Raw genomic sequence first — 26,422 nt, forward strand, 5'->3', positions numbered from 1 at the left:
AGGCCGCCGCGGTGGCCTTTTCTTGTGCGCGTAAAGTGTGTAGTGTGCGCCGTCTTCTGACAGCCGTATTGTGAAATGCAAATCGTCTCTCTGCCCTACTCCACCAATACCGCGGTGGCCTTTCAGGCCATTGCCGACTTGCCCGCGCCGGTATGGCTGGACAGCGGGCGGCCGTGCGCAGACGGGGGACGCTATGACATTATCAGCGCTGACCCGATCAGCACACTGCAACTGCAGGCGGACAGCGACCAGCCTTTTGTGCAGCTGGACGACCTGCTGTGTGAGCTGAGCCCCCAGGACCGCGACGCACAGCTGCCCTTCTGCGGTGGCGTTATCGGTTACGCCGGCTATGAGTTGGGCATGCAGGGCAATTTTCTGCCACCGGATCTGCGCCCCACGGATCTCCCCGCCGGCTTTTTCGGCCTGTACAGCTGGGCGCTGATCGTCGATCACCAGCTGGGCGCGGCCCACCTGGTATTCCACCCGGCCTGTACAAAAGTGCAGATGCGCGACCTGGTAGCACGCTTTACCGCGGTACGCTGGCAGACTGAGCCCCGCTGCGGCGAATTCCGTCTGCTGCAGCCATTTGCGCACGAGCTCTCGGCGGAGGAATACCGCAAACGAATCACCAGGGTGCTGGACTATATCGCCGCGGGCGATATCTACCAGGCGAATTTCACCCAGCGCTTTACCGCCGAATATGAAGGCGACCTGCTCTCAGCCTACTTGGCACTGCGCGCCCGCGCAGCCGGGCCATTTTCCGCATTTATGGCGCTGCCGGAAGGTGCGATGCTGAGTATGTCTCCGGAGCGCTTTATCCGCGCCGATGGCAGCAGCCTGCAGACGGAGCCAATCAAGGGCACCGCGCCGCGGAGCGAGGATCCGCAAGAGGATTCCAGCGCCGCGCTCGCTCTACAGCAGAGCGCCAAGGACAGGGCCGAGAACCTGATGATCGTCGACCTGTTGCGCAACGATTTTGGCAAGCTTTGCCGGCGCGGCAGTGTACGGGTGCCGGAGTTATTCCAGCTCGCCAGCTTCGCCAACGTTCACCACCTGGTCAGCGTGATCACCGGCGACCTCCCCGACGAGTACGCCTATGCGGACCTGTTGGCGGCCTGCTTTCCCGGCGGCTCCATCACCGGTGCGCCCAAGCGCCGCGCAATGCAGATCATTCGCGAACTGGAGCTCAGTCCGCGCGGCGTCTATTGCGGCAGCATCGGCTATGTCAGCACCTGCGGCCATGCCGATACCAATATCGCCATTCGCACATTCAGTGCCAATAACGGCCGCATCACCTGTGCCGCAGGTGGCGGTATTGTTGCGGACTCGGATCCGGCGGCAGAACACGAGGAATGCCTGAACAAGGTGCGTTTACTGCTGCAAACCGTCGAACGCTTCCTCCCCTGAGGCGCCCGCGCCGGTTGGAGCCTTGCCTGCTGCCAATCATGCGGCAGGCAGCGGGGTGCCTCGACCGCAGTCCTGTGTCTGCGCGTTTGGTTATATGCCTATCCACTATTGATATTTCAAAGTTATAAAGGTCTTTGCTAGATTCTGCGCCAATCGGAGTAGCCCGCCGGGCTCTCGTCTGCTGGGGAGTCTTTGTGAAGATTACGCTGGTCAAGAAAATACTCGCCGATGGCTCACCCTGCGCCAAGTGTCGCGACGTGCAGCAGAAGCTCGAAGAGCAGGATCTGTTGCGCTTTATCGATCAGACACTGATCGCCGATGTGCGCGATGAGCAGAGTGAAGGTATGCAGATTGCGCGGCAATACAGTGTGGAGCGCGCCCCCTTTTTCCTCGTTGAAGAGGACGGCCGGCCACCGCAGATCTACACCGTTTACTTTAAACTGGTCAAAGAAGTTCTGCAGAAGATCGCCGTGGCATAAGCGCCTTGGACGCCTGCGCCAATCGACAATGCAGTGGAGCCACCGAGCAATAAAAAACGCGGCTATAGGCCGCGTTTTTTATTGCTAAATCGGCAGCGTCAGTAGATCGGCAGCTCCAGATTGGAAAACAGCTCGTCGAGTTCTGCGCGGCTGCTCGCGTGCGCGGCCTGATCGACAAATTCACGGGTCAGGTGCGGAGCGAACTGCTGGATAAACTCATACATAAAGCCACGCAGGAAGATACCTTTGCGGAAGCCGATTTTGGTTACGCTGGATTCGAAGAGTGTACTGGCATCCAGCGCCACCAGGTCCTCATCGTCTTCGTCAACCGCCATGTCGGCGACGATGCCAATGCCCAGCCCCAGGCGCACATACGTCTTGATCACATCGGCGTCGGCCGCGGTAAACACCACCTTGGGTGACAGGCCTTTTTCGAGAAAGGCCTCGTCCAGCTTGGAACGACCGGTAAAGCCGAACACATAAGTGACGATCGGGTGTTTCGCCACTTCTTCCAGGCTCAGTTTGCTCAGGTGACACAGCGGGTGGTCCCTGGGCACCAGCACGCAGCGGTTCCAGCGATAGACCGGCATCATGACGAGGTCACTGAACAGCTCCAGCGCCTCCGTGGCAATGGCGAAATCCGCAGTACCGTCCGCCGCCATCTCCGAAATCTGCATCGGCGTCCCCTGGTGCATATGCAGGGACACCTCCGGGTAGCGGGCGATAAAGGACTTGATGACCGGTGGCAGCGCGTAGCGCGCCTGGGTGTGGGTGGTGGCGATGGACAGGCTGCCCTTCTTGTCGTTACTGAACTCCTGAGCCACCTGTTTGATGTTTTCCACCTTGCGCATAATCTCGCCGGCGGTCTTGAGTATCGCCTCCCCGGCGGGTGTCACCCGGGTCAGGTGCTTGCCGCTGCGGGCGAAGATTTCCACCCCGAGTTCATCTTCAAGAAGGCGGATCTGCTTGCTGATACCTGGCTGTGAGGTATAGAGGCTCTGTGCTGTCGCAGAAACATTGAGGTCGTGATGCGCCACTTCCCAGATATATCGCAACTGCTGCAGCTTCATAAAATCTCCCTTTTGCCTGGCGCGCCCTTCCCCGCGACAACGCCCCTTCAGCGGATAGGCCGATTGTTATAAAAACTGACTAAGTTTATGCGAGAAAAGAATAGCAGCGAAATCGGGCCGGGGCCAACTGCAGAGGGATTTTCTCCGACATGACGCCTAATGCCAATTCTGTACGGACGTACTCAGACAGCTATTACCTCCGAGTGGAGAAGATCGGTTAAGCGTCCTGATTGGCGATACCGTGCGGCACATGGCCGGTGGCGACGTGCTCGGCCGCGGAAGCGCAGTGTGCCGGTTGGTCGTCAAAGAAGACATCGGCACCAAAGGCGCGGAGAAATTCGCCCTTGGGCAGGCCGCCGAGAAACACCGATTCGTCGATACGGATATTCCAGGCGCGCAGGGTGCGAATCACTCGTTCGTGGGCTGGAGCCGAACGCGCCGTCACCAGGGCGGTACGGATCGGGCAGTCGTCCGCGCCAAACTCTGCCTGCAGCTGTTGCAATGCCTCAAGAAATCCCTTGAACGGGCCACCGCCGAGAGGCTGTTGCGCCGAGGCGCGCTCCGCAGCGGTGAACGCTGCCAGCCCGTCGCGCTTGAAGATCTGCTCCGCCTCATCGGAAAAGAGCACCGCGTCGCCGTCGAAGGCAAAACGCAGCGTGTCATCGCGGCGCTGCCGCGCACCACCGGCGATCAGGGTAGCCGCGGCGACGCCCTGCTCCAGCGCGTGACGCACATCGCGACCATCGGTAGACAGAAACAGATGGCAGCCGAACGGCGCGATGTAGCGATAGGGGCTCTCACCGTTACAGAATGCCGCGCGGGTGATGGTCAGGCCGTAGTGTTCGATGGAATTGAATACGCGCAGGCCGGTATCGGCACTGTTGCGTGACAGTAAAATGACTTCAACGCGCGGCTCGCCCTCGAGGCGGTCGTTGATCTGCAGAAATTTCTCCACCAGCGGAAAGGCGTCACCCTTTTCCAGGACATCGTTTTCCCGCTCTATCTGGTAGGCGGAGAAGGCATCCAGCCCCTGCTCCTCAAACACCCGATGGCTGTCGCGCAGGTTGAACAGTGCCCGCGAGGAGATGGCGATGACCAGTTTCTCTGCCCGTTGTGCCATCACGGCGCCTCCACGTCGTCCAGCCCGGCCGGACGGCTCTCCTCGCGGTGCGAGTCCAGCAGTGTAAACAGCATCTGCTGCAGATCCTCCTGGGTGCGGCGGGAACGCACGCCCTGCTGATTGACGACCACCAGGACGAGCGCGTGACAGGTCTCCAGCGTGGCGCGGGCGAGCCGGTTCATTTCATTCGGGGGGCAGACAAAGCCGAGGCGTTTGAACATATCGGTGAGATGGTTGATCACCAGTTCGTCATGGCGCTCGTCCAGCTCGTGTAACTCGGGAATACCCCACATCGCCTGCACCAGCGGCAGCAAACCGCGCTGCTCCCGGTATACGGCCACCAGCCGTTCCAGAAGTTCGGCGACGAATGCCTGCAGGGACACGTTTTCCAGATCCTGCTGCGCCAGTTCCTCCAGAGCGGCCGTCATACTGGCCAGCCACTGCTCACCCATTGCATAGAGAATCGCATGCTTGTTGGGAAAATAGTGGTACAGTGAGCCGACGGAGACGCCGAGCTCCTTGGCGATAAGGATGGTGGTGAGATCGTTGAGACCCACCTCTTCCAGGAGACGACCCGTGGTATCGAGAATCTGCCGGGTGCGCTCGCGCGCCCGCGCCTGGACCGGTTCCCGGCGGGGTGTCAGCTGGCTTTTGCGCTTTTTCTGCTCAGTATTCGACAAAGTCACTGCCCCTGTTTAGAAGTAACGTCAGTTTACCACCAATTGGCTCCACGTTTTCGAGGGGGACACTGGCGGATTAGCGGCACAAAAAAGCCGGCGTCTAGCGCCGGCTTTTTTGTATCAACCTGGGAGCAACAGCTTCTGTTTAGAAGCGGTAATCCAGGTTTACACCGACCAAACGACCGCGGGAGGGATCCGTCTTGGTGGCCGGCAGGTTGTACAGCGCTTCGGCGTAACCCCAGTGGTAGTACTCTTCGTCGAACAGGTTTTCAGCGTAGATACCGGCAGTCCAGCTCTCATCCGGCGCTGTCAGGGACACGCGCAGGTTGACGATATCGCGGCTGTTCAACTTGACCTCCTCGGTGTTCTCGAGATCGGACCACTGCTCGCCGGTGAAGGTGTACTCCGCTGAGTAATTGATTTCACCCAGTCCAGTAGCCTGGTGATAGGTCAGCACGGTCGCGGAGGAGAACTCCGGCGAGAAGGCCATCTCGTTGCCGTCGCAGGCATCACACAGTTCTTCTGGCGCACCGGTGAATTCGGTGTTCAGCCACGCCATACCCAGGTACAGGTCCAGGTTGTCGGTAATCAGCCAGCGGGCGTCCACTTCCAGACCACGACCTTCAGACTCACCCACATTGCGGGTGATCGCTGCCGCACCGACGAAGAACGCCTGCTGCAGATCGTCGTAGGTGTACTGGAAAGCAGCCGCGTTCAGCGCCAGACGGTTGTCCAGCAAACGCGCCTTCAGGCCCAGCTCGTAGGACAGGACATTCTCTTCGTCGAAACGGCTGGGCTCGGCATTACCTGCGTTCACTTCGTAGCCCTGCTCGTCGAGCCACGCGTACTGGCTGTCCTCGTCGTTACCGTATGCCGGATCGGTGATGTGGTAAGACAGATAGTCAAAGCCGCCGGACTTGTAGCCGGTGGCCACACTGCCGTACACGGTTACGTTCTCATTGATGTCGTGGTTCAGCGTGGCGCGACCGGAGATGTTGGTCCAGGTGTTATCACCGGTGATGCCGGCGTCATCGGTATACATCGCCTGGTAGTTCCAGCCACCGGTCCAGGTGTCGGGCCAGGGGGACACGACCTTATAGGTCTTGGTATCGCTGGTATAGCGAACGCCCAGTCCGAGGCTGGTGGCGTCGGTAAAGTCGAAGGTGGTGTTGGCGAAAACACCCCAACCGGAGTATTCACCAAAGGTATCCGCCGCTTCGATGGACAGGCCGCCCGGTGCGTATTCCCAGGGTTCACCCTCGAAACCGAAGGCCTCGTCGATCACGTCCTGCGGCAGGCTCGCACAGGTGTCGAAGGTGCCCAGGCCCTCTTCCCACTCGTCGGCGTAGATGCCGTCACAGATGAAGTCTTCGCTGTCGATGCCGGCGAAGAACGCGTTCACGTCCTCCTGATAGTAGGAGGCACCGATCACATAATTGAACATGCCGCTGTTGTTCGAGGTCAGGCGGAACTCCTGGCTGAAGAAGTCACCGGACTGATCGCGCACGTAGGTGTCGATGGGGTTGGCGGTACCGTCGAAATCCTCGACATAGGTGTAGTTGTGGGTCTTGTAACCGGTGATCGACGACAGCGTATTGCCGCCGGCCAGGTCGTGCTCCACGGTCAGGATCACATCACCGATTTCGGACTCGTCCACGCCCTGCGCATCGTTGTATACCTGGTCGTAGTCGGCATCGGTGTCCAGCGCGCGGTAGATGGTACCGTCGCCGTTGCGGTCCTCGTACTGCGCCAACAGGGTGACAGTGGTGTTTTCCAGGCCGTCGTAAACCGCGGTGAAGCGCATCGCGTCGGTCTCGCTGGCACCCAGGTCGCGACCGCCGGCGAGGTTTTCGATATGGCCGTCTTCCTGCTTGTGTATGCCGGCGATGCGCACGGCAAGGTTGTCGCCCAGCGGCATATCGACGCTGCCTTCAAACTCCTGACGACCGTATTGACCGGCACCGACCGAAATCTCTCCGGCGAAGCTGTCGCCAGGCTTGCGCGAAACCATCGAGATGGCACCGGAGGCGGTGTTGCGGCCGAACAGGGTGCCCTGCGGCCCCTTGACCACCTCAACGCGCTCCAGGTCGTACATGCTCGGAGTCGCACCGGTGCGGCTCTGGTAGACGCCATCTAGGAATACGCCGAGGGCCGGGTCGCTGCCGCTGCCGAAGCTGTTGTTGTTCACGCCGCGCACGGAGACCGAATCGAAAAAGGAATCGTTGGTCTCGCCGGACACGCCCGGCGTCAGCGCGAACAGATCCTTGAACTCTTTCAGGTTGCTGTTCTTGACCATATCGCCGGTAAAGGCGCTCACGGCCATCGGTACATCCTTCAGCGACTCGGCCCGCATCTGGGCCGTGACTGTCACCTCTTCAATTTGCGCAGCGGAGGCCCCGGTACTGACAGCAATCACTGCCGCACCGATGGCGGAGGCCAGCGCGTGTTTATTCGTATACAAAGCTTTGTTTGATCCAGGCATGGTCGCCCCCGTCGTTTTTTTTATTCAGGGTTGCTCATCCGAAACCGCCGATGGTGCTAACCCAGCGAGTGAACTTGAAAGTCTGTTATCCCACAAACCGAAGTATTATTCAACTTTGAAATTTTAGTCCTAAACAACCCCCGGTAGACCCGCTGCGGCAGAATGAATATCAGCCGCCAAGCTTGTCCTTCAGGCTGTAATAGAGCATTCCCGCTACCAGGCCGGGCCAACGCAACAGCGTGCCTCCAGGAAAAGTGGGCGTTGGAATTTGCGCCAGTATATCAAACCGCTCTTCGGTCCCGGCTATGACTTCTGCAATCAGCTTGCCGGCGAAGGTGGCGGTGGGCACACCGTGGCCGGAGTAGCCCTGGCTGTAATAGACATTGGGTTCGAGCCTGCCCAGATGGGGCATTCGATTCAGGGTAATGGCCAGCGTACCGCCCCAGCCGAACTCGATGCGCGTATCGGCGAGCTGTGGATAGACGCGCAGCATATATTTGCGCACAAAGCTGCGGATATCCTGCGGGAAGCGCGAGCTGTAGTTTTCGCCCCCGCCAAAGATCAGGCGGTTGTCACCGGAAAGCTTCCAGTAGTCGATCACAAACAGGGTGTCCTGCAGCGCGTAATCGTTGGCGATCAGCTCCTGCGCTAGGGATTCCGACAGCGGCTCGGTAGCGAGCACAAAGTTGTTGATGGGCATGATCTTACCCGCCATGCGCGGTTCGAGCTTGCCCAGATAGCCATTGCAGGCCAGCACAACGTTTTTGGCTTTTACCTGCCCTTTCGCCGTCTCCACCACACAGGGAGAACCACCGCGGTACTTTGTCACCCGACTGTGTTCATAGAACTCGACCCCGGCCGCGGCCGCGGCATCGGCGAGCCCGAGGGCGAAATTCAGCGGATGCAGGTGCAGGGAGCCGCTGTCGATCTGCGCGCCAAAATAGCGCTCGGAGCCCAATAACGTACGCGCCTCTTCCTCGTCGGCATAGCGGATCTGCTCATAGCCATAACGATCCCGCAGGAGTTCGGTCTCTTCCTTGAGATATTCGTTGTGGCTGCGCTTCGCGGCCAGGTGCATGATGCCGCGCTTCAGGTCGCAGCGAATGTTGTGTTTGTTGATCAGCTCTTCGACCAGCTGTACTGCCTCGACGCTCATATCCCAGAGTTGCTTGGCGGTATCCAGCCCCAACATTTTTTCCAGGTCTTCCTGGCCGCGGCGCTGCCCTACCCCGACGTGGCCGCCGTTGCGACCGGAGGCTCCCCAGGCAATGCGCTCTGCTTCGACCACCACCACCTTATAGCCGCGCTCCGCCAGGTGCAGTGCCGACGACAGCCCGGTGTAGCCCGCCCCTATCACGCACACGTCGGCCTCGACCGTGCCTTCGAGTTGCGGATAGATAGGTGCCGGATTCGCACTTGCCGCGTAATAGGAGTCGGCGTGGCCGACCAGTTTGCTTACCGTGCCAGTGGCGCTCATACAGATGTCTCCAAGCGTGACCCTTCGGGCCTTCAGATCGGCCAAAAACCGAACAATCATTCAATTTATATTGAATAATAATTCGGTTTCTTGTCATAATCAAAGCCTGTGATCGGTTATTCCCGACCGATCACATTTTTTCAGCCCGACGCGACGCGCCCGGCGGCAGCCGCAAAAACGCTTTGCGGTAGATATGGCCGCGCGCACAGTAGGACCGGGCGTATACTAATGCAACCCAAAACGGGGAGAGATCATTCCGATCAAGGTGCAAAATGGACAAGATTACAAGGTGGCTCGCAGAACACGATATTTCGGAGGTTGAGTGCCTGGTGCCCGACATGTCCGGCAATGCGCGGGGGAAATTTACCCCCACGGACAAGTTCCTGACCGAAGACAGCCGTTTACCGGAAAGCATTCTGGTGCAGACAGTTACCGGCGACTACGTCGACGAACACAATGAATTGGTGGACCCGGCGGATACCGATATGCTGCTGGTTCCCGACCCGGATTCTATACGGCTGAACCCCTGGGCCAATGAGCCCACGGCACAGATCATTCATGACTGCTACACGCGGGACGGCAAGCCCCACCCGATCAGCACGCGCAATATCCTCAAGTTCGTGCTGGACAAGTACGCGGCAAAAGGCTGGCAGCCAATAGTGGCTCCGGAAGTTGAGTTCTATCTGGTCAAACGCAACCTGGATCCGGACGAGAAACTGTCGGCTCCGGTCGGGCGCTCCGGCCGCACCGAGAAGACACGCCAGTCCTACAGTATCGACGCGGCCAACGAATACGAGCCGATCATCGAGGACATGTACGATTTCTCCGAAGCCCAGGGACTGGACGTGGATACGCTGATTCACGAATCCGGCACTGCGCAGATGGAGATCAACTTCCTGCACGGCGATCCGCTCAAGCTCGCGGACCAGGTTTTCACCTTCAAGCGCACGGTCCGTGAAACCGCGCTGCGCCACGGCATCTATGCCACATTCATGGCCAAGCCGATGGAGGACGAACCCGGCAGTGCCCTGCATATTCACCAGAGCATTGTCGATGCGGAAACCGGCAAGAACATCTTCGTCGACGACGAAGGCCGGGAGAATGACACCTTCCTGCATTTCATCGGCGGCATGCAGAGATACACGCAGGGCTTTATCAGTTTCTTCGCCCCGAACGTGAACTCCTATCGGCGCTTCACACCGGAAATGGCGGCGCCCACCAGTCTGCACTGGGGTTACGACAACCGCACCACCGGACTGCGCGTACCAGACAGCTCACCCCAGGCCAAGCGACTGGAAAACCGCTTCCCGGGTGCGGACTGTAACCCCTACCTGGCGATTGCAGCCTCCCTCGCCTGTGGCTATCTGGGCATGATCAACCGGGTGGAACCCAGCGCGCCATACAGGGGCGACTGCTCCATCGAGCCAATCACCCTGCCCCGCACCCAGGAGCACGCACTCAGCCTGCTGCTCGAATGCGAGGAGGCAGCGGAAATGTTTGGCGAAAAGTTTGTGCGCGCCTGGAGCGCCATCAAGCGCGACGAGTACGAGGAGTTCAACCGGGTAATCAGCTCTTGGGAGCGCGAGTACTTGCTGCTGAACGTGTAGCGCGTCGCCGACCAACAACAGACGCTAAATGAAAAAGGGCAGCCAAATGGCTGCCCTTTTTTTTAGTTGAAAGCACCATTGCCGTCTACTTGTGGCTGGGGTCCTTCCAGTAGTCCTTCACAGTGTCCTTCATTTCCCGCGCCAGCACGCTGATACCAAACAGGTTGGGCAGCGTCATAATCACAATCGCGACGGCGGACAGATTCCAAATAACGGTAGTGTCCTCAACTGCCGCCCAGTAAAAGGCCACGACATAAACCAACCGGTATGGCATGACCGCCTTGGGACCAAACAGGTAAATCATCGAGCGGTCGCCGTAGTAGGACCAGGCGATCGCCGTTGAGAAGGCGAACAGCAGTATTCCCAGGGTTACGATCAGACTGCCGTATTCGCCGAAGAAACCGCGCTGGAATGCCTTGTTGGTCAGTGCCACGGAATGCACCAGGGAATTACCCCAGATATCCACATTGGGGTTGGCAAACTTGCCGTCCACCACCGTCAGCACGCCGCTGAAGGTGTCGTCGGCAACACGGAACTCCAGATCTTCGGCGACAGAACGTGCATGGATCAGCGTAAATTCCTTCGCATTCAGCGCATTGCCGTCCGCGACAACGACGGAGCCACTGTAAGGCTTCACATCGCTTTCGCCGCCGCTCAGGAAATTGAACAGCTTCTGTACGTCTTCAGAATTCTGGTCGTTGTAGCTGCCCGCAACCGCAACCAGGTCGGCGCGCTCGAACTGGTTCATGTGCTTCTCGGTCCAGACACCGGAAGAGAGAATCACCAGGCCGGTCAGCGTGCAGATGATGATGGTATCGATAAACGGCTCGAGCAGGGAAACCATGCCCTCCGAGACCGGCTCGTCCGCGCGCGCGGCGGCGTGAGCAATCGGTGCCGAGCCCTGTCCCGCCTCGTTGGAGAACAGGCCGCGGTTCACACCGCGGTTAAAGGCGTAGGCGAAACTGGCACCGAGGAATCCACCCGCTGCGGCAGAGCCGTTAAAGGCATCGCTAAATACGGAGACGAAAGACGGAATAATGTTCTGATAGTTATACAGGATGACCCCGAGTGCGCCGATGATGTACAGCACCGCCATAACCGGCACGATGGTCGAGGTCACCTTGGCGATACGGGTAATACCGCCGATGATTACCATCCCAAGCAGTATCGCCAGCACGCCACCAGTTATCTGCTTGTCCAGACCGAAAGTGTCGTTCATTGCCTGGGCAATATTGTTAACCTGCGGCAGGCTGCCGGTTCCAAACGAACTGATCACTGTGGCAACGGCAAACGCCACCGCCAACCACTTCATGTTCAGGCGGCGCTCCATATAGAACATGGGACCGCCGGCATAGTAACCATCGGCAGCCTTGATGCGGTATTTGTGCGACAGCGTTACCTCGACAAACTTTGTCGTCATGCCGAGGAAGGCGGTCATCCACATCCAGAACAGTGCGGCCGGGCCACCGAGGAAAATCGCCAGGCCCACGCCGCCGATATTACCGGTACCGACTGTACCGGACAGCGCGGTTGCGAGGGCCTGAAAGTGGGAGGTATCACCGGGGTCGCCGGGCTTGTCGTATTTACCCTGCACGATTTTAATCGCGTGACCGAAGTAGCGGATCTGGGGGAAACCCAGATAAATCGTAAAGAAGAAACCTACGCCTAGCAGCACCCAGGGAAACCAAGGTGCCGAACCGAGCATGCCGTCCAGCGACAACAGCAGTTGATTAAAGGATTCCAAACTAACCCCCACTACTCTGACTTATTTCTGATTGTTTTGTATACAGTTACAACTGTAATTTGCTGCGCAGGTTAGCAGCTTCCGCAACAGTAGAACAGTAACGGGACTTTTTACAGCAGGAACGGAAAGTTTTCCCGATGGGGAAACAATCCGAATTGTCCTCCGGTATGCACAAACACCAGGTTTTTGCAGTCGCGATAATTTCCCTTGTGCAGTTCCTGTAACAAACCATAAAAGGCCTTGCCTGTGTAGACGGGATCGAGCAGGAGTCCCTCGAGACTGGCGACTTCGGCGATGGCCCGGTAAACGGGTTCGTCGGCTACGGCATAGCCGGGCCCGATGTAGTCTGCATTCACCTGTATATTGAGGCCACTTTCATCAACCGTATTGCCGCTCAGCCGGCACCAATGGCGAATGTCTTCACGCACCTTGCGCTGAAAATACGCCGCGTTGTCGCAAACGGCATAACCAGTAACCCGGGCCTCTGATCCGAGAAGATGGCAACCGAGCGTCAGCCCGGCCTGGGTACCACCACTGCCCGTCGCGCACACGATATGTTCGGGTATGAAACCCGCATCACGGCAGTCCGCCAGCAACTCTTCGGATCCGGCAATATAACCCCAGATGCCGAGCCCATCGCTGGCACCGGTGGGAATACAAAACGCCTTATGACCGCGCTCGGCATAGAACGCTTGCCAGTGTGTAAACAGATTAGTCAGGTCTTCGAAGTATTCCCGCGGCGGGTAGAACGCAGTCGAGGCCCCCGCCAGCTGATCCACAAGCAGATTGCCATCGGGCAAGCCGTCGAGTTCTCCGCGCAGGATCAGTTGCACGCGCATCCCCAAGCGCGCGCCTACCAGAGCCGTCGTCCGGCAGTGATTGGACTGTACACCGCCACAGGTAATCAGAGTGTCACAACCCTGCGCCATCGCTTCACCGGCCACAAATTCCAGCTTGCGTAGCTTGTTACCGGACATCGCGGTCTCGGTTAGGTCATCTCTTTTGACCCAGATCCGCGGGCCGCCGTGTGGGGTGGAGAACTTCTCGGTGATGCGATCCAGCGGCTGCAATGGGGTCGGCAAATGGGCCAGGTCCACGCGCCGGGGAAATGAGAGGGGCATTTCAGTGGTCAAGCGTTATGCCTCCTTGGCTGATTTTCTTCGTCTGCTGGCAACAGTCCAAAGTCATGAAAGGAGAAAAAACCAACCCCCCGATGCAAAAAACCCGGCTACTGCCGGGCTCTTTGTATTGAAACACCAATAGGCGTATCAAATCTTTTTGATGGTGCCTTTCGGAAGAATTGCGTGAACCGCCACCTTCTGAAACTTGAGCGACATATTGTCGGCAACCTCAAGCACGATGTAATCGTCGTCCACCTTGTCGACACGGCCCAGCATACCGCTGGTCATGACGACCTCATCGCCCTTTTTCAGCGCGTTAACGAGTTCCTGATGCTCCTTCTGGCGCTTGCGTTGCGGGCGAATGATAAAGAACCACATAAACGCAAACAGGCCCGCGAACATCAGCAGAGTTACCATCGGGTTACCCTGCGGCGCCGGAGCTGTCTGTTGTGCCACAGCAGCGGGAATAAAAAAGCTCATGCAGAACCTCTTAGAGTCAGCCTATAAAATTGTCGCCAACTCTAACGGGTTTGCCCTGCCGAGGCAATGGATCAGGCCGGACCCCATAAGGACCGGCCGCTTATCCACTCAGTCAGAAACGCTGGCGCACCTGGCGGCGATAGCCAGTTGGTGACATTCCGGTCCAGCGCTTAAAGGCGCTGGTGAAGCTGGTCCGGTCAGAGAAGTCCAAGATTCGCGAAATACCATCCACGCTCAGCGCAGTGTCTTTCAGAAAGTGCACCGCATGACGGAATCGAACATGGTCGCGCAGTGAGGCAAAACTCAGGTTGTGCTCCTGCAGACGCCGCTGCAGAGTGCGGGTCGACATACTGAGATCTGAAGCCACCGGGCGGATAGCCAGGGAAGCCTTGCCGATACGTTGCTCCAATACGTCAATCACTCGCGCCGCAATGCCGAAGCTGGTCGCTTCCGGCGGCGCCAGCAGCTGATCGAGAATATTCGGATCACCGGATATCCTGGCCTGCTGAAGCGGTTTGTCTTCTGAGAGCGAAGTCTGGTCGGGCTGAATATGGTTCATCGAGCTGCTCCTTTTAAGTTCCGTGAGCCGCAGTTATTTTTCTATGTCCGCTTCCTGCGAATCCCTTTTCCTCAACCCACCCTTGAAACTGTTCACTAGAGCGGGTTAATACCCGGGTGCGGGGATGCACCGGAAACAAACACCGAATCCTTCACAGAGCTGTACATTTTTTAAACTTACTGCCCCGGTAACATCCCGTCGGGATACCACTCTCTCACCGGCGCACCTTTCCTTCACAACAGCCAGTATAGACCAAGAATTTAGAATGCAAGGGACGACAGCAACTTTTTTTAACCGCTGTCACATAAGGCAGTCCGCGCCAAACAGGTACGATCGTACCTACTGTCAGGATATTCGAGTAAAAGTGACGCGAAAGGGAATGGTTGAATACCCGAAACGACACAGCGGTCGTCCCGGGAAGTGGTCTAGCGGGGCTCAGTCCAGGTTCTCGCGTATCCAGCTGATTACATCGTCGTGGTGGGTCTTGGTCTTGACCTTGTCGATGATGTGCCGCAGCCGGCCACCTTTATCAATAATAAAGGTGGTCCTCAGCAGGCCCATAAATTCCCTGCCCATAAACTTTTTCAACCCCCAGCATCCGTACTTGTCCGCGATCTTGTGATCCTCGTCGGAGAGCAGGTCGAAGTTCAGCTCGTGCTTATCGATAAACTTCTGCAGTTTCGCTTCAGGGTCCGGGCTAACCCCCAGTACCACGGTATCCAGCTCGTCGAATTCCGCCGCGCTGTCGCGAATTCCACAGGCCTGCGTGGTACAACCCGGGGTCAGCGCCTTCGGGTAGAAATAAAGCACTACATTGCGCTTGTCACGAAAGTCCTTCAGCGAGACTTTCTCGCCATTCTGGTTGGTAAGAGTGAAGGCCGGCGCCAGGTTGCCGATCTTGGGAAATGCCATGCGTAACCCCCTTAAGCTGCTGCGGAAATAAACCGGGGATTATAGCGAAAATTGTGTCAGACGAACGGACCTGATAGCCGCAGTCAAAACTCCTGCAGCCGATAACCCTGCTCACGCCGCGCGCAGATCCCGCACCGGTTGAGTTTGTGCACCAGCTCGGCGCGCTCCGCATCGGTTAAAAAACCCCCTATCTCCAGGCACCCTTCCGGGCCGCTGAGACACACGGATGCCGGCTCCGCAGCACTGCCGCCCATGCGCACCAGTAGGGTGACACTGTCCCGGGAGAACTCCTGGTGGTAGACCGTCTGCTGCCGTTGCCCCTTGCAACAATCGAGTATGACCCGTTCGTTGCTGATACGGATGACTTCGCGGCGGGTGCCTTCTAGATACACGTAGCCGAACAGCACGGCCAGCAGCAGAAGTTCCAGACCGGCAAAAGGCAAGATCATCCAGGCCCCGGCCAGGGCAAAGGCGAGACTGATACCCAGAGAAACCGCAACCAGTGAAGCGAACACCCACAGGTTGCCGGACAAAGACAGGGACTGATTGGGCTGCAGCAGTATGCAGGCACAGCGCGATGAGTTGCGGCCGACTTCGGTGACCATGGCACCCAGCTCCGGAAAAGCACTTGAGTTCAGTGTAGTGCGGATCCCCTGCCCGGACACGCCAGCTAAACGCGTTTCCCAGCACCGAAGCGTTGAAATATTGAGCAATTCCGAGTGAATTTTTCGGAATTTTAAGAATTAAAACCCAACATAATTGCCAGGTCATCCGAATGATTCGAACGATAGCCCATAAAAAAACCCGCACCGAAATGCGGGTTTTCTGAACACGCTGCCGTTAAACGGCCGCGGCTCTTACGGCAGCAGGTGCGCTACGGCATCACGCTCTTCCGCCAGCTCCTGCTCGGTGGCAGTCATCTTTTCGCGGGAGAAATCATTGATGTCGACACCCTGTACGATTTCCCAGTCACCGTTTTTGCAAGTGCACGGGAAAGAGTAGATCAGGCCTTCCTGGATACCGTAGGAGCCATCGCTGTAGACGCCCATGCTGGTCCAGTCACCGTCAGCGGTGCCGAGCGCCCAGTCGCGCATGTGGTCGATCGCTGCGTTGGCCGCAGAGGCCGCAGAGGAAGCGCCACGGGCTTTAATGATCGCCGCACCACGCTGCTGAACGGTCGGAATGAAATCATTCTCGTACCATTCCTGGTCCACCTTATCCATCGCCGCAGCACCGGCCACTTTTGCCTGATGCAGATCCGGGTACTGAGTAGAGGAGTGGTTACCCCAGATGGTCATGTGGGTGATATCGTTAACGCTGGAATCCGTCTTGTTGGCCAACTGCGACAGTGCGCGGTTGTGGTCGAGACGAGTCATCGCAGTAAAGTTACGCGGATCCAGGTCCGGCGCATTGCGCTGTGCGATCAGTGCGTTGGTGTTGGCCGGGTTGCCGACCACCAGCACTTTTACATTGCGCGAGGCAACGTCGTTCAGCGCCTTGCCCTGGGCAGAGAAAATCGCGGCGTTGGCTTCCAGCAGATCTTTACGCTCCATGCCGGGACCACGGGGACGTGCACCAACCAGCAGCGCATAGTCGGCGTCCTTGAAGGCCACGGTGGCGTCATCAGATTGCACAATGCCGGCCAGCAGCGGGAAGGCACAATCCTCCAGCTCCATGGCTACGCCTTTCAGCGCTTCCAGGGCCGGGGTGATTTCCAGCAATTGCAGAATAACCGGTTGATCTTTGCCCAGCATCTCGCCGGAGGCGATGCGGAACAGCAGCGAATAGCTGATCTGACCGGCGGCGCCGGTAACAGCAACACGAACAGGTGCTTTCACGATTCTTCTCCCTCGTTTGTAAGCGGCCCGCATTATAGAGACTTGCGAGCAAATTTCATCTCGCTCGGCGAGATTCTAGACCTAAGTATTAGGATAAACTGAACAAGAATTGATCAAACAGCGGAGAGCGAGCCTATGCCGGTGTCGCTTCGCTGTAGCGCGCCTGTAGCGCCTGGTAAATCTGCGCGCTGTAGTCGGATGCTGTGGTATCCAGTCGGGCAGCTATCTCGGCGAGGTGTTCGTTGTCCTCCCGGCCAGCCCAGTTCTTCACATAGCTGCCGTCCTTGTAGCCGTTGTCCTGACGGAAACGATTGAGCACATTTTTGCCCACGTAGCGCTGGTAAAGCTCGTCAAAAGACAGCTCGGCGTCGGCCAACAGCTGTGCAAAGCCGACCAGGTCGAACTGCTTGCTCGCCAGAGTATTCAATGTGAAGGCTTCCAGGTTGCTGCGGAAGTCACCAGCTGTGCGCTGCCCTGCCCCCAACTCGGCGAGCATGTCGGCCGCCACCTGTTCGGGGCTGCCCTGCTGCAGTTCCAGGCTGAGGCCAAAATGCCAGATATCGACCAGTTCGAGCTTGACCTGGTCCATGTCCGGCTGCTGCTTTTTCCACCATTTCCAGCCGTAGTGATCCAGCAGCTCGGCGCTTTCCACCCATATCGCCCGATACCAGGCAAAGTTCTGCGCGCGCCAGTTGTCGTTAACCAGCGTATTGATCTCGTCTTGCAGCGCCAGCATGGTCTGCAGCTGTTGTTTCATCATTGGGGAGGGATTCCTGTACTGAAATGGGTATCCTGTAGCCGGGCTCAGGCCGCCCGGGGGAAGAGACGATAAAAGTTTTCGGTGGTGATTTCGGCCAGTTGCTCGAAAGGCATGCCGCGCAGTTCCGCGATAAATTCCGCAACCTCGCGCACATAGGCCGGAATGTTCGGCTTGCCGCGGTACGGGACCGGGGCCAGATAAGGGGAGTCGGTTTCCACCAGCAACCGCTCCAGCGGCACCTTGCGCGCGACATCGCGCAGTTCCTCGGCGTTTTTAAACGTGACTATGCCGGACAGGGAGATGTAGTAGTTTAGGTCCAGGGCCGCCTTCGCCATGTCCCAGCTTTCGGTGAAGCAATGCAGCACGCCGGCATGGTCGCAATCGCCATGTGCACGAATCAGCTCGATCGTGTCCGCACGGGCATCGCGGGTGTGCACTATCACCGGAAGTCCCGCGCGGCCGGCCGCCTGCAGATGGGCGATAAAGCTCTGCTGCTGGACCTCTTTCGTCTCCGTGCTGTAGTAATAGTCGAGGCCGGTTTCACCGAGCGCTACCACATTCGGCTTCTGCGCCATTTCTATCAACTCGTCGACGCCAGCCAGCCCGGACTCGACGTCCAGTGGATGCACGCCCACTGAGCACACCACATCTTCATATTGGCCGGCGAGTTCGACGACACGGTCGACGTTCTCGAGACTGATGCCGACACACAGGAACTTGCCGACACCGCGACTGCGGGCCAAATTCAGCACGTCATCGAGATCGCCGTCGAATTTATCCAGTTTCAGTCGGTCGAGGTGGCAATGAGAGTCTACAAGCATGAATCGGTTACAGCGTGTGGGTTGGCCGGCTCGATTCGAGCGAACCTGCCAGGTAGGTTTCAATCTTGTTCTGGGCGATATTGTCCTTATCACTGAACTGCACGCCAATGCCTGGCGTTCGATTTCCCTGGGCACCAGCGGGTGTAATCCATACCACCTTTCCGGCCACCGGAACCTTCTCCGGCTCATCCATCAGGCTGAGCAGCAGAAACACCTCATCACCGAGGTTGTATGACTTGTCGGTACTGATAAACAGGCCGCCGTGTTTCACAAACGGCATATAGGCCGCATAGAGTACGGACTTGTCCTGAATCTTCAGCGATAGGATGCCGTTACGGGCACCGCCCCCCATGGCTTTCATAGCCAGACCTCGTTGTTTTTGGTTTACGCAAAGGTATCTGAGCGTCTCAGTTGTGTCCAGAAATCCGGGACTCGGCAAAGAATACCGAAGCCTGAAGCGAAGGTCCCGCAAGGAAACACCGGCAGCAGGGCCGCCACGTCACTCACCTAAAGGACCCTGTCCGGCAATTCTTGGCCGGGCGCAAAACTGTACAGCGAGCAGTGCTCGCTAGGCGTACAGTTTTGCCCAGCGGATCATCAGTTCTTCGATCAGCAGCCGCTTGTTTGGGTTGGCGCCGCCCATCAATGCCTGGCGCCCCTGCAACAGTTGGTCGTAAAAAGCGAACAGCGGGCGCAGGCTCTCTTCCCCTGCACCCGGCAAACGCTGCAACAGTCTCATGACCTGCTCGTCGGCGCTCAGGTCGCAACTGCGCGCACGCAGCATCTGTGCCAACCACTGCTGCCAAAACTGTAGCAGCTGGCTCAGCTCCACACCGTCGGCGGGGGTTTCCCAGCGGCCCGCCAGCGATACCGCGCTCGCACCGCCCTGCGCCAGCGCAGTCAGGTCGGCGAGAAACTGCTCGCGGGCCTCCCGCGCCTCCGGCTCTGCCAGTTCGAGTGCCAGCAGCGGTGCGCCGCCGGCCAGCGCCAGCGCGCGCCGCGCAGCCTGTCCATCCAGGCCGCCCTTTTCCAGCCAGCGCAATGCGGACTCCTCGGTCGGTGCCGGAAATGCGATGGACTGGCAGCGGCTCCGGATAGTCGGCAGCAGGCCCGCAGGGGAATCGGTAATCAGCAGGAATATCACCGAAGCCGCGGGCTCCTCGAGATTCTTCAGCAGCGCGTTGGCCGCATTGACGTTCATCGCCTCCGCCGGCGCCAGCCACACTACCCGCGCGCCTTCACGGCCGCTGGTGCGGCCGACAAAACCGCCCAGCTGTCGGACCTGTTCCACCTTGAGCGGCCCACCGGGCTTTTCAGGCTCAACCCGCAGGAAATCCGGATGGGAGCCGGCCTGCCACAAACGGCAGCCACGGCACTGGCCGCAGGCCAGTCCTTCACGCGGCTGCTCACACAGAGACAGCGCGGCAAAGGCCTCGGCGAAACGCCGCTTGCCGAGGCCAGACTGACCACTCAGCAACAGTGCGTGCGGACAGCGGCCCGCTCGCCACTGCGCACCCAGGCGCTGCCACTGATCGGCCTGCCAGGGTAGCGGCGACGGTACGGTTGAATGTTCGGCGTTATCAGACACTTGGTTTCGTATGGTTATTAATTGGGGAAATTTGCTCCGCCCGGCAACTTTCACAAGGCGAATGCACCGGTACCGGGCGTCGTTCTAAATCAATTGTTCCAGCTGCTGGCGCAGCTGTTGCTGTACCTGCTCCAGTGGCCTGCCGGCATCGATCACCGCATAGCCAGCCGGATTGGCCTCTGCCCGCGCGCAATAGGCGGCGCGCACGCGCTGGAAAAAAGCCAGCTGCTCACTTTCAAAGCGGTCGGCAGCACCGGTATTTGCGGCCCGCTGCAGGCCCACCTCCGGATCCAGATCCAACAGCAGTACCTTGTCCGGTCGCAGGTCTCCCTGCACTGTTTGCTCCAGCTGCGCGATCAGGCCCCGGTCCAGCTCACGACCGCCACCCTGGTAGGCGTAGGTGGCATCGGTGAAGCGGTCGCAGATCACCCAGTCGCCGCGCGCCAGCGCCGGTTTGATCACCTGTGCCAGGTGCTGCGCCCGCGCCGCAAACACCATCAGCAGTTCTGCCGTCGGATCCACGGCCTCCTCACGCTTGGCCAGCAGCAGTTCCCGCAGCTGTTCGGCCAGTGGGGTACCGCCCGGCTCGCGGGTCTGCACAAAAGGGATGTCCCGCTCGCGCAGCCAATCGGTGACAAACTGCAAATTGGTGGATTTGCCCACCCCCTCGACACCTTCCAGGGTGATAAATTTTCCGCGTTGCAAAATCAGTTTCCTTTTGCCGGGCTGGAGCGGTAATCGGCGCGCCGCTTAAGCTGGTATTCGCGCACGGCCCGGTTGTGTTCGGTCAGAGTGGCGGAGAAGTGATGCGAGCCATCGCCCTTGCCGACGAAGTAGAGACTGTCCCCCGCCTTCGGGTTCAGCGCCGCGCGGATGGAGTCCCGTCCCGGCAGTGCAATGGGGGTGGGCGGCAGGCCGTTGATTACGTAGGTATTGTACGGGGTCGGCTGGCGCAGGTGCACCCGGGTCAGGTTGCCGTCAAAGTCTTCCCCGAGGCCATAGATGACCGTCGGATCCGTCTGCAGGCGCATGCCCTTGTTCAGGCGGCGAACGAAGACCCCGGCTATCTCGCTGCGCTCGGAAGGTTGGCCGGTTTCCTTCTCGATCAACGATGCCATGATCAGGGCCTCATAGGGGGAGTCGTATGGCAGGTTCTCATCCCGCGCCTGCCACTCCTGTTTCAGCACCTGTTGCATGCGCTCGTGTGCCTGGCGCAACAGCTCGATATCCGTCGTGCCGGAGCGGTAGATGTAGGTATCGGGGAATATCCACCCCTCGGCGCTATCTGCCGCCAGGCCGAGCGCATTGGTGGCGCTCTCGACGCTGCTACCCGCTTCAGACTTGACGATATTGCGCCCCGCGCGCACCTGGTCGAGTGCCTGGCGGAATGTCCACCCCTCCACGAGTGTCAGGCGATAACGGGTTACATCGCCCCGATTGAGGCGGGCGACCAGATCCATCGCGTTGCTGCCGTAGGGCAACAGGTATTCCCCGGCATGAATGCCGGTCTCCTCCTGCCAGTAGGCATAAGCGAGCACCACACGCGGCCATCTGATGACGCCCTCGTCGGCAAGATCCCGCAACGCCCGCGACAGGTTGCTGCCGCTCGCGACTTCGAATCGCAGGCCGTCCTCGCCGACAGCAAGGGGTTGCACCAGGGCGGTTCGTGCCGCCCACAGGCCGGCGCCCGCTGCCAGCACCAGTAAAAGGAGTCCGCCGGTGAGGTACCGCCAGATACGCTTTCGGGGCTTTGCTTGCTTTTTCTTCACCACAATTCTTCCGCAATCAACTGCTGTAACCGCCGCACTTCAGGGCCACGAGGCCAGCGGCAAATGCCAATCAACTCTGTCACCGGCATCACGCCGCGCACGCTGTTGCAGAGGGCCACTTCCTCCGCCGCGCAGAGATCCTCGAGGTCCATGTCTGTCTCGGTCAGCGCAACACGCCGTCCCAGCCAGTCACGCATGACTCCACGGACACCACAACGGTGCAGGTCCGGCGTCAGCCAACGACCATCTCGCCAGGCGAGGAGGTTGCACCTCAGGCTCTCGATCACCCTGCCCTCGCTATCCCGCAACAGTCCGTCGACGGTTGGTCCGGCCGGTAATTCGCTATTGGCGCGATTATATCGCGTCCGCTGCAGTGATTTGCAGCCGGGATTGGCAGTTTCGGCAATTGGCAGCCGGGTCCGGCAGGGGAAAAGGCGGGCCCCCTTCTCCAGCGCTGGTGTCGGCTCCAGCGGCACAACCCCCAGGTCCCACTGCGGGAGCCCATCGACCAGCCCCCGGCGCAGGCGCATTTTGGCGGACTCGAGCGGACATGCTGCGGCCGCCTGCGCTACCACGGTGTCCATTTCGATCAGTTGCCGGGCGTTTATGTGCCCGCCTCGTTGCAGGCGCTGGCGGTGCAGGGGCCACAGCGGCACTTCACCGCGCTGACAGCGCATCGTCTCCAGCAACCCATCGGAATAGGCATGGTCCGGGGGCAATGAGGATACGGGGACGCCGTTTAGAAAGAATTGCGGGAGCTGGGACATGCTTCCCTCGAGAAGAGATGTGCCCGCCAGCACGGCGGGCACAGGGGGATCAGACGCGCTTAAAGATCAGCGAGCCGTTGGTGCCACCGAAACCGAAGGAATTGGAAAGTGCAGCTTCGATGCTGACCTCCTGAGTTTCCATGGGTACCAGGTTGATACCGTTGCAGGCCTCGTCCGGGTTTTCCAGGTTGATGGTCGGCGGCGCTACCTGGTCGCGCAGCGCCAGTACCGAGAAAATCGCCTCGATAGCACCGGCGGCACCCAGCAGGTGACCGGTCATGGACTTGGTCGAACTGACGGCCAGCTTGTCTGCAGCGCCACCGAAGACGGAGTGCACCGCCTTGATTTCCGCCTTGTCACCCAGCGGCGTGGAAGTACCGTGGGCATTGATGTACTGAACACCCTCCGGCGACAGCGCCGCATCGTTGAGCGCATTCTGCATGGACAGAGCCGCACCGGCACCGTCTTCGGGCGGCGATGTCATATGGTGCGCATCGCCGCTCATGCCGAAACCGCTCAGTTCCGCGTAAATCTTTGCTCCGCGCGCCTTGGCGCGCTCGTATTCTTCCAGCACCAGCACGCCGGCGCCCTCTCCGAGCACGAAGCCGTCGCGATCCCGATCCCAGGGGCGACTTGCTGCCTGCGGGTCATCGTTGCGCGTTGACAGTGCGCGTGCCGCGCAGAAACCGCCCAGGCCAACCGGGGTCGTTACCATCTCGGCACCGCCACATACCATCACATCGGCATCGCCGTACTGAATCGAACGCATACCCAAACCGATGGCATGAGTGCCCGTAGTACAGGCAGTGGTTGTCGAAAGGTTCGGCCCCTTCATGCCGTACTTGATTGACAGGTTGCCGGCGACCATATTGATGATGGCGCCCGGCACAAAGAAGGGGGATACGCGGCGCGGGCCCTTTTCAGCGATCAACAAGGCATTGTTTTCGATCGCCTGGATACCACCCATACCGGAACCAATGCAGGCGCCGATACGCGGCGCATCCTGCTCGCTCACTTCGAGACCGCTGTCTTCCATGGCCTGAATCGCCGCCACCAAGCCATATTGTAGAAACACGTCCATCTTGCGCGCTTCTTTTTCCGGCATATAGGGCGTTGGATCGAAGTTCTTCACCGTAGCCGCAAAGCGGGTGGAAAACGCCGATACATCAAAGGTTTCAATCGGTGCTGCACCACTGGTGCCCGCGAGGACGGCTGACCAGGTCTCACCCAGGGTATTGCCCAGCGGGCTCACCATGCCCATCCCGGTTACAACAACTCTTCTACGCGACACTCGTATTCCCCCGAAATTCTTTACTGCCTGCTGACAAAATCCTATCGATGTCACCGAACAAAGCCGGTGTCAGCAGTCACATTTCCAAAGAGCCAATAAAAGGAGAGCCGTACTATGCGACATAGACGGCTCTCACAATTCATCTGGTTACGGATAGCAAGCGGCTATCCGAACCTAAACTACCCAGCGGGGATTAACCAAGGTTTTCCTTGATGTAATCGATAGCCAGCTGAACAGTAGTAATTTTCTCGGCTTCTTCGTCGGGAATTTCAGTTTCGAATTCCTCTTCCAGAGCCATTACCAACTCAACTGTGTCGAGGGAGTCAGCGCCCAGATCTTCAACAAAAGAGGCTTCAGGCTTAACGTCTTCTTCCTTCACGCCCAGTTGTTCAGCAACGATCTTTTTAACGCGCTCTTCAATGCTGCTCATGATTCAATTTAACTCCTAGTGGATAAAAATCTGTTGTAGTCGTTGTTGTTATTTCGCCGCATTGAGTTGCGGAGATAACGACCGGCTCACACAGCTTCTGGTTAATGCGAGGCGGCATTGTACCCCAACTTTTTCGGGATGTAATGCGCAGCCTTTCAAGACCACAAGCCAGAATAGAAAAAACTTTTAAATCAATAGCTTAGAGAACTTTTTGCGGAAAATTCTCACGCCATATACATGCCGCCATTCACATGGATGGTCTCACCGGTGACATACCCACCGGCGTCACTGGCCAAAAATGCAACAACCGATGCGATCTCTTCCGGCGCCCCCAGGCGTCCCAGAGGGATCTTGCTCATCAGCGCTTCCCGCTGCGCTTCCGGCAGGACTTTGGTCATGTCGGTATCAATAAAGCCGGGCGCCACGGTGTTCACCGTAATGCCGCGGGAACCGACTTCCGCCGCCAGTGAGCGCGCGAAACCGGCCACACCCGCCTTGGTCGCAGCATAGTTGCTCTGTCCGGCGTTACCCATACTGCCGACCACGGAACTGATATTGATGATACGGCCCCAGCGCGCCTTGGTCATATCCCGCAGGCAGGCCTTGGTCACACGATAGACGGCAGACAAGTTGGTATCGATGACCGAATCCCACTCCTCGTCCTTCATGCGCATCAGCAGATTGTCTTTAGTGATACCGGCGTTATTGACCAGAATAGTCGGCGCGCCGAATTCAGTCTTGGCGGATTGCAGCAGCTCGGCCAGGCTTTCCGCGCTGGTTACATCCAGGACCTTGCCTGCGCCCGCGATACCCTTTTCCGCAAAGCGCGCGCTGATCTTCTCGGCACCCGCTGCACTGGTAGCGGTTCCGATTACTGTGGCGCCGAGACTGCCGAGCGTGTCGGCAATGGCCGCGCCGATGCCGCGGCTGGCGCCGGTGACCAGTGCCACCTTGTCATTCAGGGAAGTTGTTAGTGTCATTGTTGCTCCACGTAAATTCGGCAAAAGGCAAATTCGCCAATATCGCGCTTATCCGGCGGTAGCCAGTAAAGCCTCATTCAATTGCGCCGGCGCGTCGATAGTGTGGCTGTTCAAGCCGCGGTCGATGCGCTTGGCCAGCCCGGCCAGCACCTTGCCGGGCCCGCATTCCACCAGCTGCTCGACGCCGGATGCCGCCATCGCCTGTACACAGGCGGTCCAGCGCACCGGGCTGTAGATCTGCTCGATCATCAGAGCCTTGATCGCTGCCGGATCGGGCTCGGGCCTGGCGTGCACATTGTGAATAACCGGGATTTCAGGGGCGTGAAAAACGGTCGCTTCTATCTGCGGAGCCAGCTTCTCTGCCGCCGGGCGCATCAGTTCGGTATGGAACGGCGCACTGACCGGCAGCGGCATGGCGCGCTTCGCGCCCGCGGCCTTGCAGGCTTCGATCGCCCGGTCGACTGCGGCACTGCTGCCCGCGATAACGACCTGGCCCGGAGAGTTGTAATTGACCGCTGCCACCACTTCGCCCTGGGCAGCTTCCGCACAGGCAGACTCCACCGCGGCGTCATCGAGACCGATCACCGCTGCCATAGCACCCTGCCCCGCCGGCACCGCTTCCTGCATCAGGCGGCCGCGTTCACGCACCAGTCGTACCGCGTCAGTAAAGGCCAGCGTGCCGGCACACACGAGGGCGGACCACTCGCCGAGACTGTGGCCCGCCATCAGTGCCGGATGGGCACCGCCGCGAGCACACCAAACCCGGTACAGCGCGACACTTGCGGTCAGCAGCAGTGGCTGGGTGCGTTCGGTTAGGTTGATATCCGCCTGCTCGCCGGTCTGGCACAGGTCCCAGAGGTCATAGCCGAGCACATTGGACGCCTCGGCAAATGTCGCATGAATTTCGGGAAATTCGGCGGCGGCGTCTGCCAGCATGCCAATCTGCTGGGAGCCCTGGCCGGGAAAGACGAATGCGAGCCTTGCATTAGTCATGGCACATCCTTAAAAAAACTGGTTTGCAGTATTTGGAGAGGAGTGGC

26 protein-coding genes are annotated in these 26,422 nt (G+C 59.0%); 3 read left to right on the top strand and 23 right to left on the bottom strand.

Features of this window, described 5'->3' with window-relative positions; genetic code table 11:
- Positions 1 to 75: 75 nt before the first annotated feature.
- Both pabB and BLW36_RS02835 read left to right on the top strand, forming a co-directional pair.
- Positions 76 to 1,407, top strand: a complete 1,332-nt coding sequence (gene pabB, locus BLW36_RS02830; RefSeq protein ID WP_091384939.1) for an aminodeoxychorismate synthase component I — start codon at positions 76 to 78, stop codon at positions 1,405 to 1,407.
- A gap of 194 nt (positions 1,408 to 1,601) precedes the next feature.
- The gene (locus tag BLW36_RS02835) at positions 1,602 to 1,886 is read left to right on the top strand and encodes a hypothetical protein (protein ID WP_091384941.1); all 285 of its coding nucleotides are present in this window, start codon (positions 1,602 to 1,604) and stop codon (positions 1,884 to 1,886) included.
- Between the two features lie 98 nt (positions 1,887 to 1,984).
- On the opposite strand, the gene cysB is transcribed toward BLW36_RS02835, so the two are convergent.
- The 5 genes from cysB to BLW36_RS02860 form a co-directional block, all read right to left on the bottom strand.
- Entirely contained in the window at positions 1,985 to 2,956 is a 972-nt protein-coding gene (cysB, locus tag BLW36_RS02840; protein ID WP_091384943.1) for an HTH-type transcriptional regulator CysB, read from the bottom strand.
- A 217-nt stretch (positions 2,957 to 3,173) separates the two neighbouring features.
- Positions 3,174 to 4,076, bottom strand: coding sequence for a 5'-nucleotidase (locus BLW36_RS02845; protein ID WP_091384945.1), 903 nt, complete (start codon positions 4,074 to 4,076; stop codon positions 3,174 to 3,176).
- Complete coding sequence (locus tag BLW36_RS02850; protein WP_425286741.1) at positions 4,076 to 4,756, bottom strand: TetR/AcrR family transcriptional regulator; 681 nt, start codon at positions 4,754 to 4,756, stop codon at positions 4,076 to 4,078. The genes BLW36_RS02845 and BLW36_RS02850 overlap by 1 nt, the downstream gene beginning before the upstream one ends.
- A 145-nt stretch (positions 4,757 to 4,901) precedes the next feature.
- Positions 4,902 to 7,217: a TonB-dependent receptor gene (locus tag BLW36_RS02855; RefSeq protein ID WP_170833097.1), complete on the bottom strand. Its 2,316-nt coding sequence runs from the start codon at positions 7,215 to 7,217 to the stop codon at positions 4,902 to 4,904.
- Between the two features lie 190 nt (positions 7,218 to 7,407).
- Complete coding sequence (locus tag BLW36_RS02860; RefSeq protein WP_091384951.1) at positions 7,408 to 8,715, bottom strand: NAD(P)/FAD-dependent oxidoreductase; 1,308 nt, start codon at positions 8,713 to 8,715, stop codon at positions 7,408 to 7,410.
- Positions 8,716 to 8,987: 272 nt separating this feature from the next.
- Between BLW36_RS02860 and BLW36_RS02865 the strand changes: the two genes are divergently transcribed.
- Complete coding sequence (locus tag BLW36_RS02865) at positions 8,988 to 10,322, top strand: glutamine synthetase family protein (RefSeq protein ID WP_091384953.1); 1,335 nt, start codon at positions 8,988 to 8,990, stop codon at positions 10,320 to 10,322.
- 85 nt (positions 10,323 to 10,407) lie between these two features.
- Here the strand turns inward: BLW36_RS02865 and BLW36_RS02870 are convergent, their stop codons facing one another.
- From BLW36_RS02870 to fabD, 18 genes are all read right to left on the bottom strand, one after another.
- A complete protein-coding gene (locus BLW36_RS02870) occupies positions 10,408 to 12,066 on the bottom strand; it encodes an alanine/glycine:cation symporter family protein (RefSeq protein ID WP_211567124.1) in 1,659 nt (552 codons plus the stop codon).
- Positions 12,067 to 12,176: 110 nt separating this feature from the next.
- The gene (locus BLW36_RS02875; protein WP_091384956.1) at positions 12,177 to 13,187 is read right to left on the bottom strand and encodes a D-cysteine desulfhydrase family protein; all 1,011 of its coding nucleotides are present in this window, start codon (positions 13,185 to 13,187) and stop codon (positions 12,177 to 12,179) included.
- A gap of 147 nt (positions 13,188 to 13,334) precedes the next feature.
- The gene (yajC, locus tag BLW36_RS02880) at positions 13,335 to 13,667 is read right to left on the bottom strand and encodes a preprotein translocase subunit YajC (protein ID WP_091384958.1); all 333 of its coding nucleotides are present in this window, start codon (positions 13,665 to 13,667) and stop codon (positions 13,335 to 13,337) included.
- A gap of 112 nt (positions 13,668 to 13,779) precedes the next feature.
- A complete protein-coding gene (locus BLW36_RS02885) occupies positions 13,780 to 14,226 on the bottom strand; it encodes a helix-turn-helix domain-containing protein (RefSeq protein WP_073270827.1) in 447 nt (148 codons plus the stop codon).
- A gap of 435 nt (positions 14,227 to 14,661) precedes the next feature.
- The gene (gene bcp, locus BLW36_RS02890; RefSeq protein ID WP_091384960.1) at positions 14,662 to 15,138 is read right to left on the bottom strand and encodes a thioredoxin-dependent thiol peroxidase; all 477 of its coding nucleotides are present in this window, start codon (positions 15,136 to 15,138) and stop codon (positions 14,662 to 14,664) included.
- 83 nt (positions 15,139 to 15,221) lie between these two features.
- Entirely contained in the window at positions 15,222 to 15,743 is a 522-nt protein-coding gene (locus tag BLW36_RS02895; RefSeq protein WP_091384962.1) for a DUF2244 domain-containing protein, read from the bottom strand.
- 252 nt (positions 15,744 to 15,995) lie between these two features.
- On the bottom strand, positions 15,996 to 16,976 hold the full coding sequence (locus BLW36_RS02900) for a malate dehydrogenase (RefSeq protein ID WP_091384964.1): 981 nt from the start codon (positions 16,974 to 16,976) through the stop codon (positions 15,996 to 15,998).
- A gap of 133 nt (positions 16,977 to 17,109) precedes the next feature.
- Positions 17,110 to 17,733 (bottom strand): dUTP diphosphatase, encoded by a 624-nt coding sequence (locus tag BLW36_RS02905; RefSeq protein ID WP_091386905.1) that lies wholly within the window; start codon positions 17,731 to 17,733, stop codon positions 17,110 to 17,112.
- 47 nt (positions 17,734 to 17,780) lie between these two features.
- Positions 17,781 to 18,557 carry a TatD family hydrolase gene (locus tag BLW36_RS02910; RefSeq protein WP_091384966.1) on the bottom strand — a complete coding sequence of 259 codons (777 nt, stop codon included), beginning with the start codon at positions 18,555 to 18,557 and terminating at the stop codon, positions 17,781 to 17,783.
- A gap of 7 nt (positions 18,558 to 18,564) precedes the next feature.
- Positions 18,565 to 18,918 (bottom strand): PilZ domain-containing protein, encoded by a 354-nt coding sequence (locus tag BLW36_RS02915; protein ID WP_091384968.1) that lies wholly within the window; start codon positions 18,916 to 18,918, stop codon positions 18,565 to 18,567.
- A gap of 207 nt (positions 18,919 to 19,125) precedes the next feature.
- Complete coding sequence (locus BLW36_RS02920) at positions 19,126 to 20,145, bottom strand: DNA polymerase III subunit delta' (RefSeq protein WP_091384970.1); 1,020 nt, start codon at positions 20,143 to 20,145, stop codon at positions 19,126 to 19,128.
- A gap of 84 nt (positions 20,146 to 20,229) precedes the next feature.
- Positions 20,230 to 20,850, bottom strand: a complete 621-nt coding sequence (tmk, locus tag BLW36_RS02925; RefSeq protein WP_091384972.1) for a dTMP kinase — start codon at positions 20,848 to 20,850, stop codon at positions 20,230 to 20,232.
- Positions 20,851 to 20,852: 2 nt separating this feature from the next.
- Positions 20,853 to 21,914: an endolytic transglycosylase MltG gene (gene mltG / locus BLW36_RS02930; protein ID WP_091386907.1), complete on the bottom strand. Its 1,062-nt coding sequence runs from the start codon at positions 21,912 to 21,914 to the stop codon at positions 20,853 to 20,855.
- Complete coding sequence (locus BLW36_RS02935; RefSeq protein WP_091384974.1) at positions 21,911 to 22,681, bottom strand: aminotransferase class IV; 771 nt, start codon at positions 22,679 to 22,681, stop codon at positions 21,911 to 21,913. The genes mltG and BLW36_RS02935 overlap by 4 nt, the downstream gene beginning before the upstream one ends.
- 49 nt (positions 22,682 to 22,730) lie before the next feature.
- Positions 22,731 to 23,972 (bottom strand): beta-ketoacyl-ACP synthase II, encoded by a 1,242-nt coding sequence (fabF, locus tag BLW36_RS02940; protein ID WP_091384976.1) that lies wholly within the window; start codon positions 23,970 to 23,972, stop codon positions 22,731 to 22,733.
- Positions 23,973 to 24,165: 193 nt separating this feature from the next.
- Positions 24,166 to 24,402, bottom strand: coding sequence for an acyl carrier protein (acpP, locus tag BLW36_RS02945; RefSeq protein WP_067080870.1), 237 nt, complete (start codon positions 24,400 to 24,402; stop codon positions 24,166 to 24,168).
- Positions 24,403 to 24,626: 224 nt separating this feature from the next.
- The gene (gene fabG / locus BLW36_RS02950) at positions 24,627 to 25,382 is read right to left on the bottom strand and encodes a 3-oxoacyl-ACP reductase FabG (protein WP_091384978.1); all 756 of its coding nucleotides are present in this window, start codon (positions 25,380 to 25,382) and stop codon (positions 24,627 to 24,629) included.
- Positions 25,383 to 25,430: 48 nt separating this feature from the next.
- A complete protein-coding gene (fabD, locus tag BLW36_RS02955) occupies positions 25,431 to 26,375 on the bottom strand; it encodes an ACP S-malonyltransferase (protein WP_091384980.1) in 945 nt (314 codons plus the stop codon).
- Positions 26,376 to 26,422 lie beyond the last annotated feature (47 nt).

It is taken from the genome of Microbulbifer marinus, from assembly GCF_900107725.1.
Lineage (GTDB): Bacteria > Pseudomonadota > Gammaproteobacteria > Pseudomonadales > Cellvibrionaceae > Microbulbifer > Microbulbifer marinus.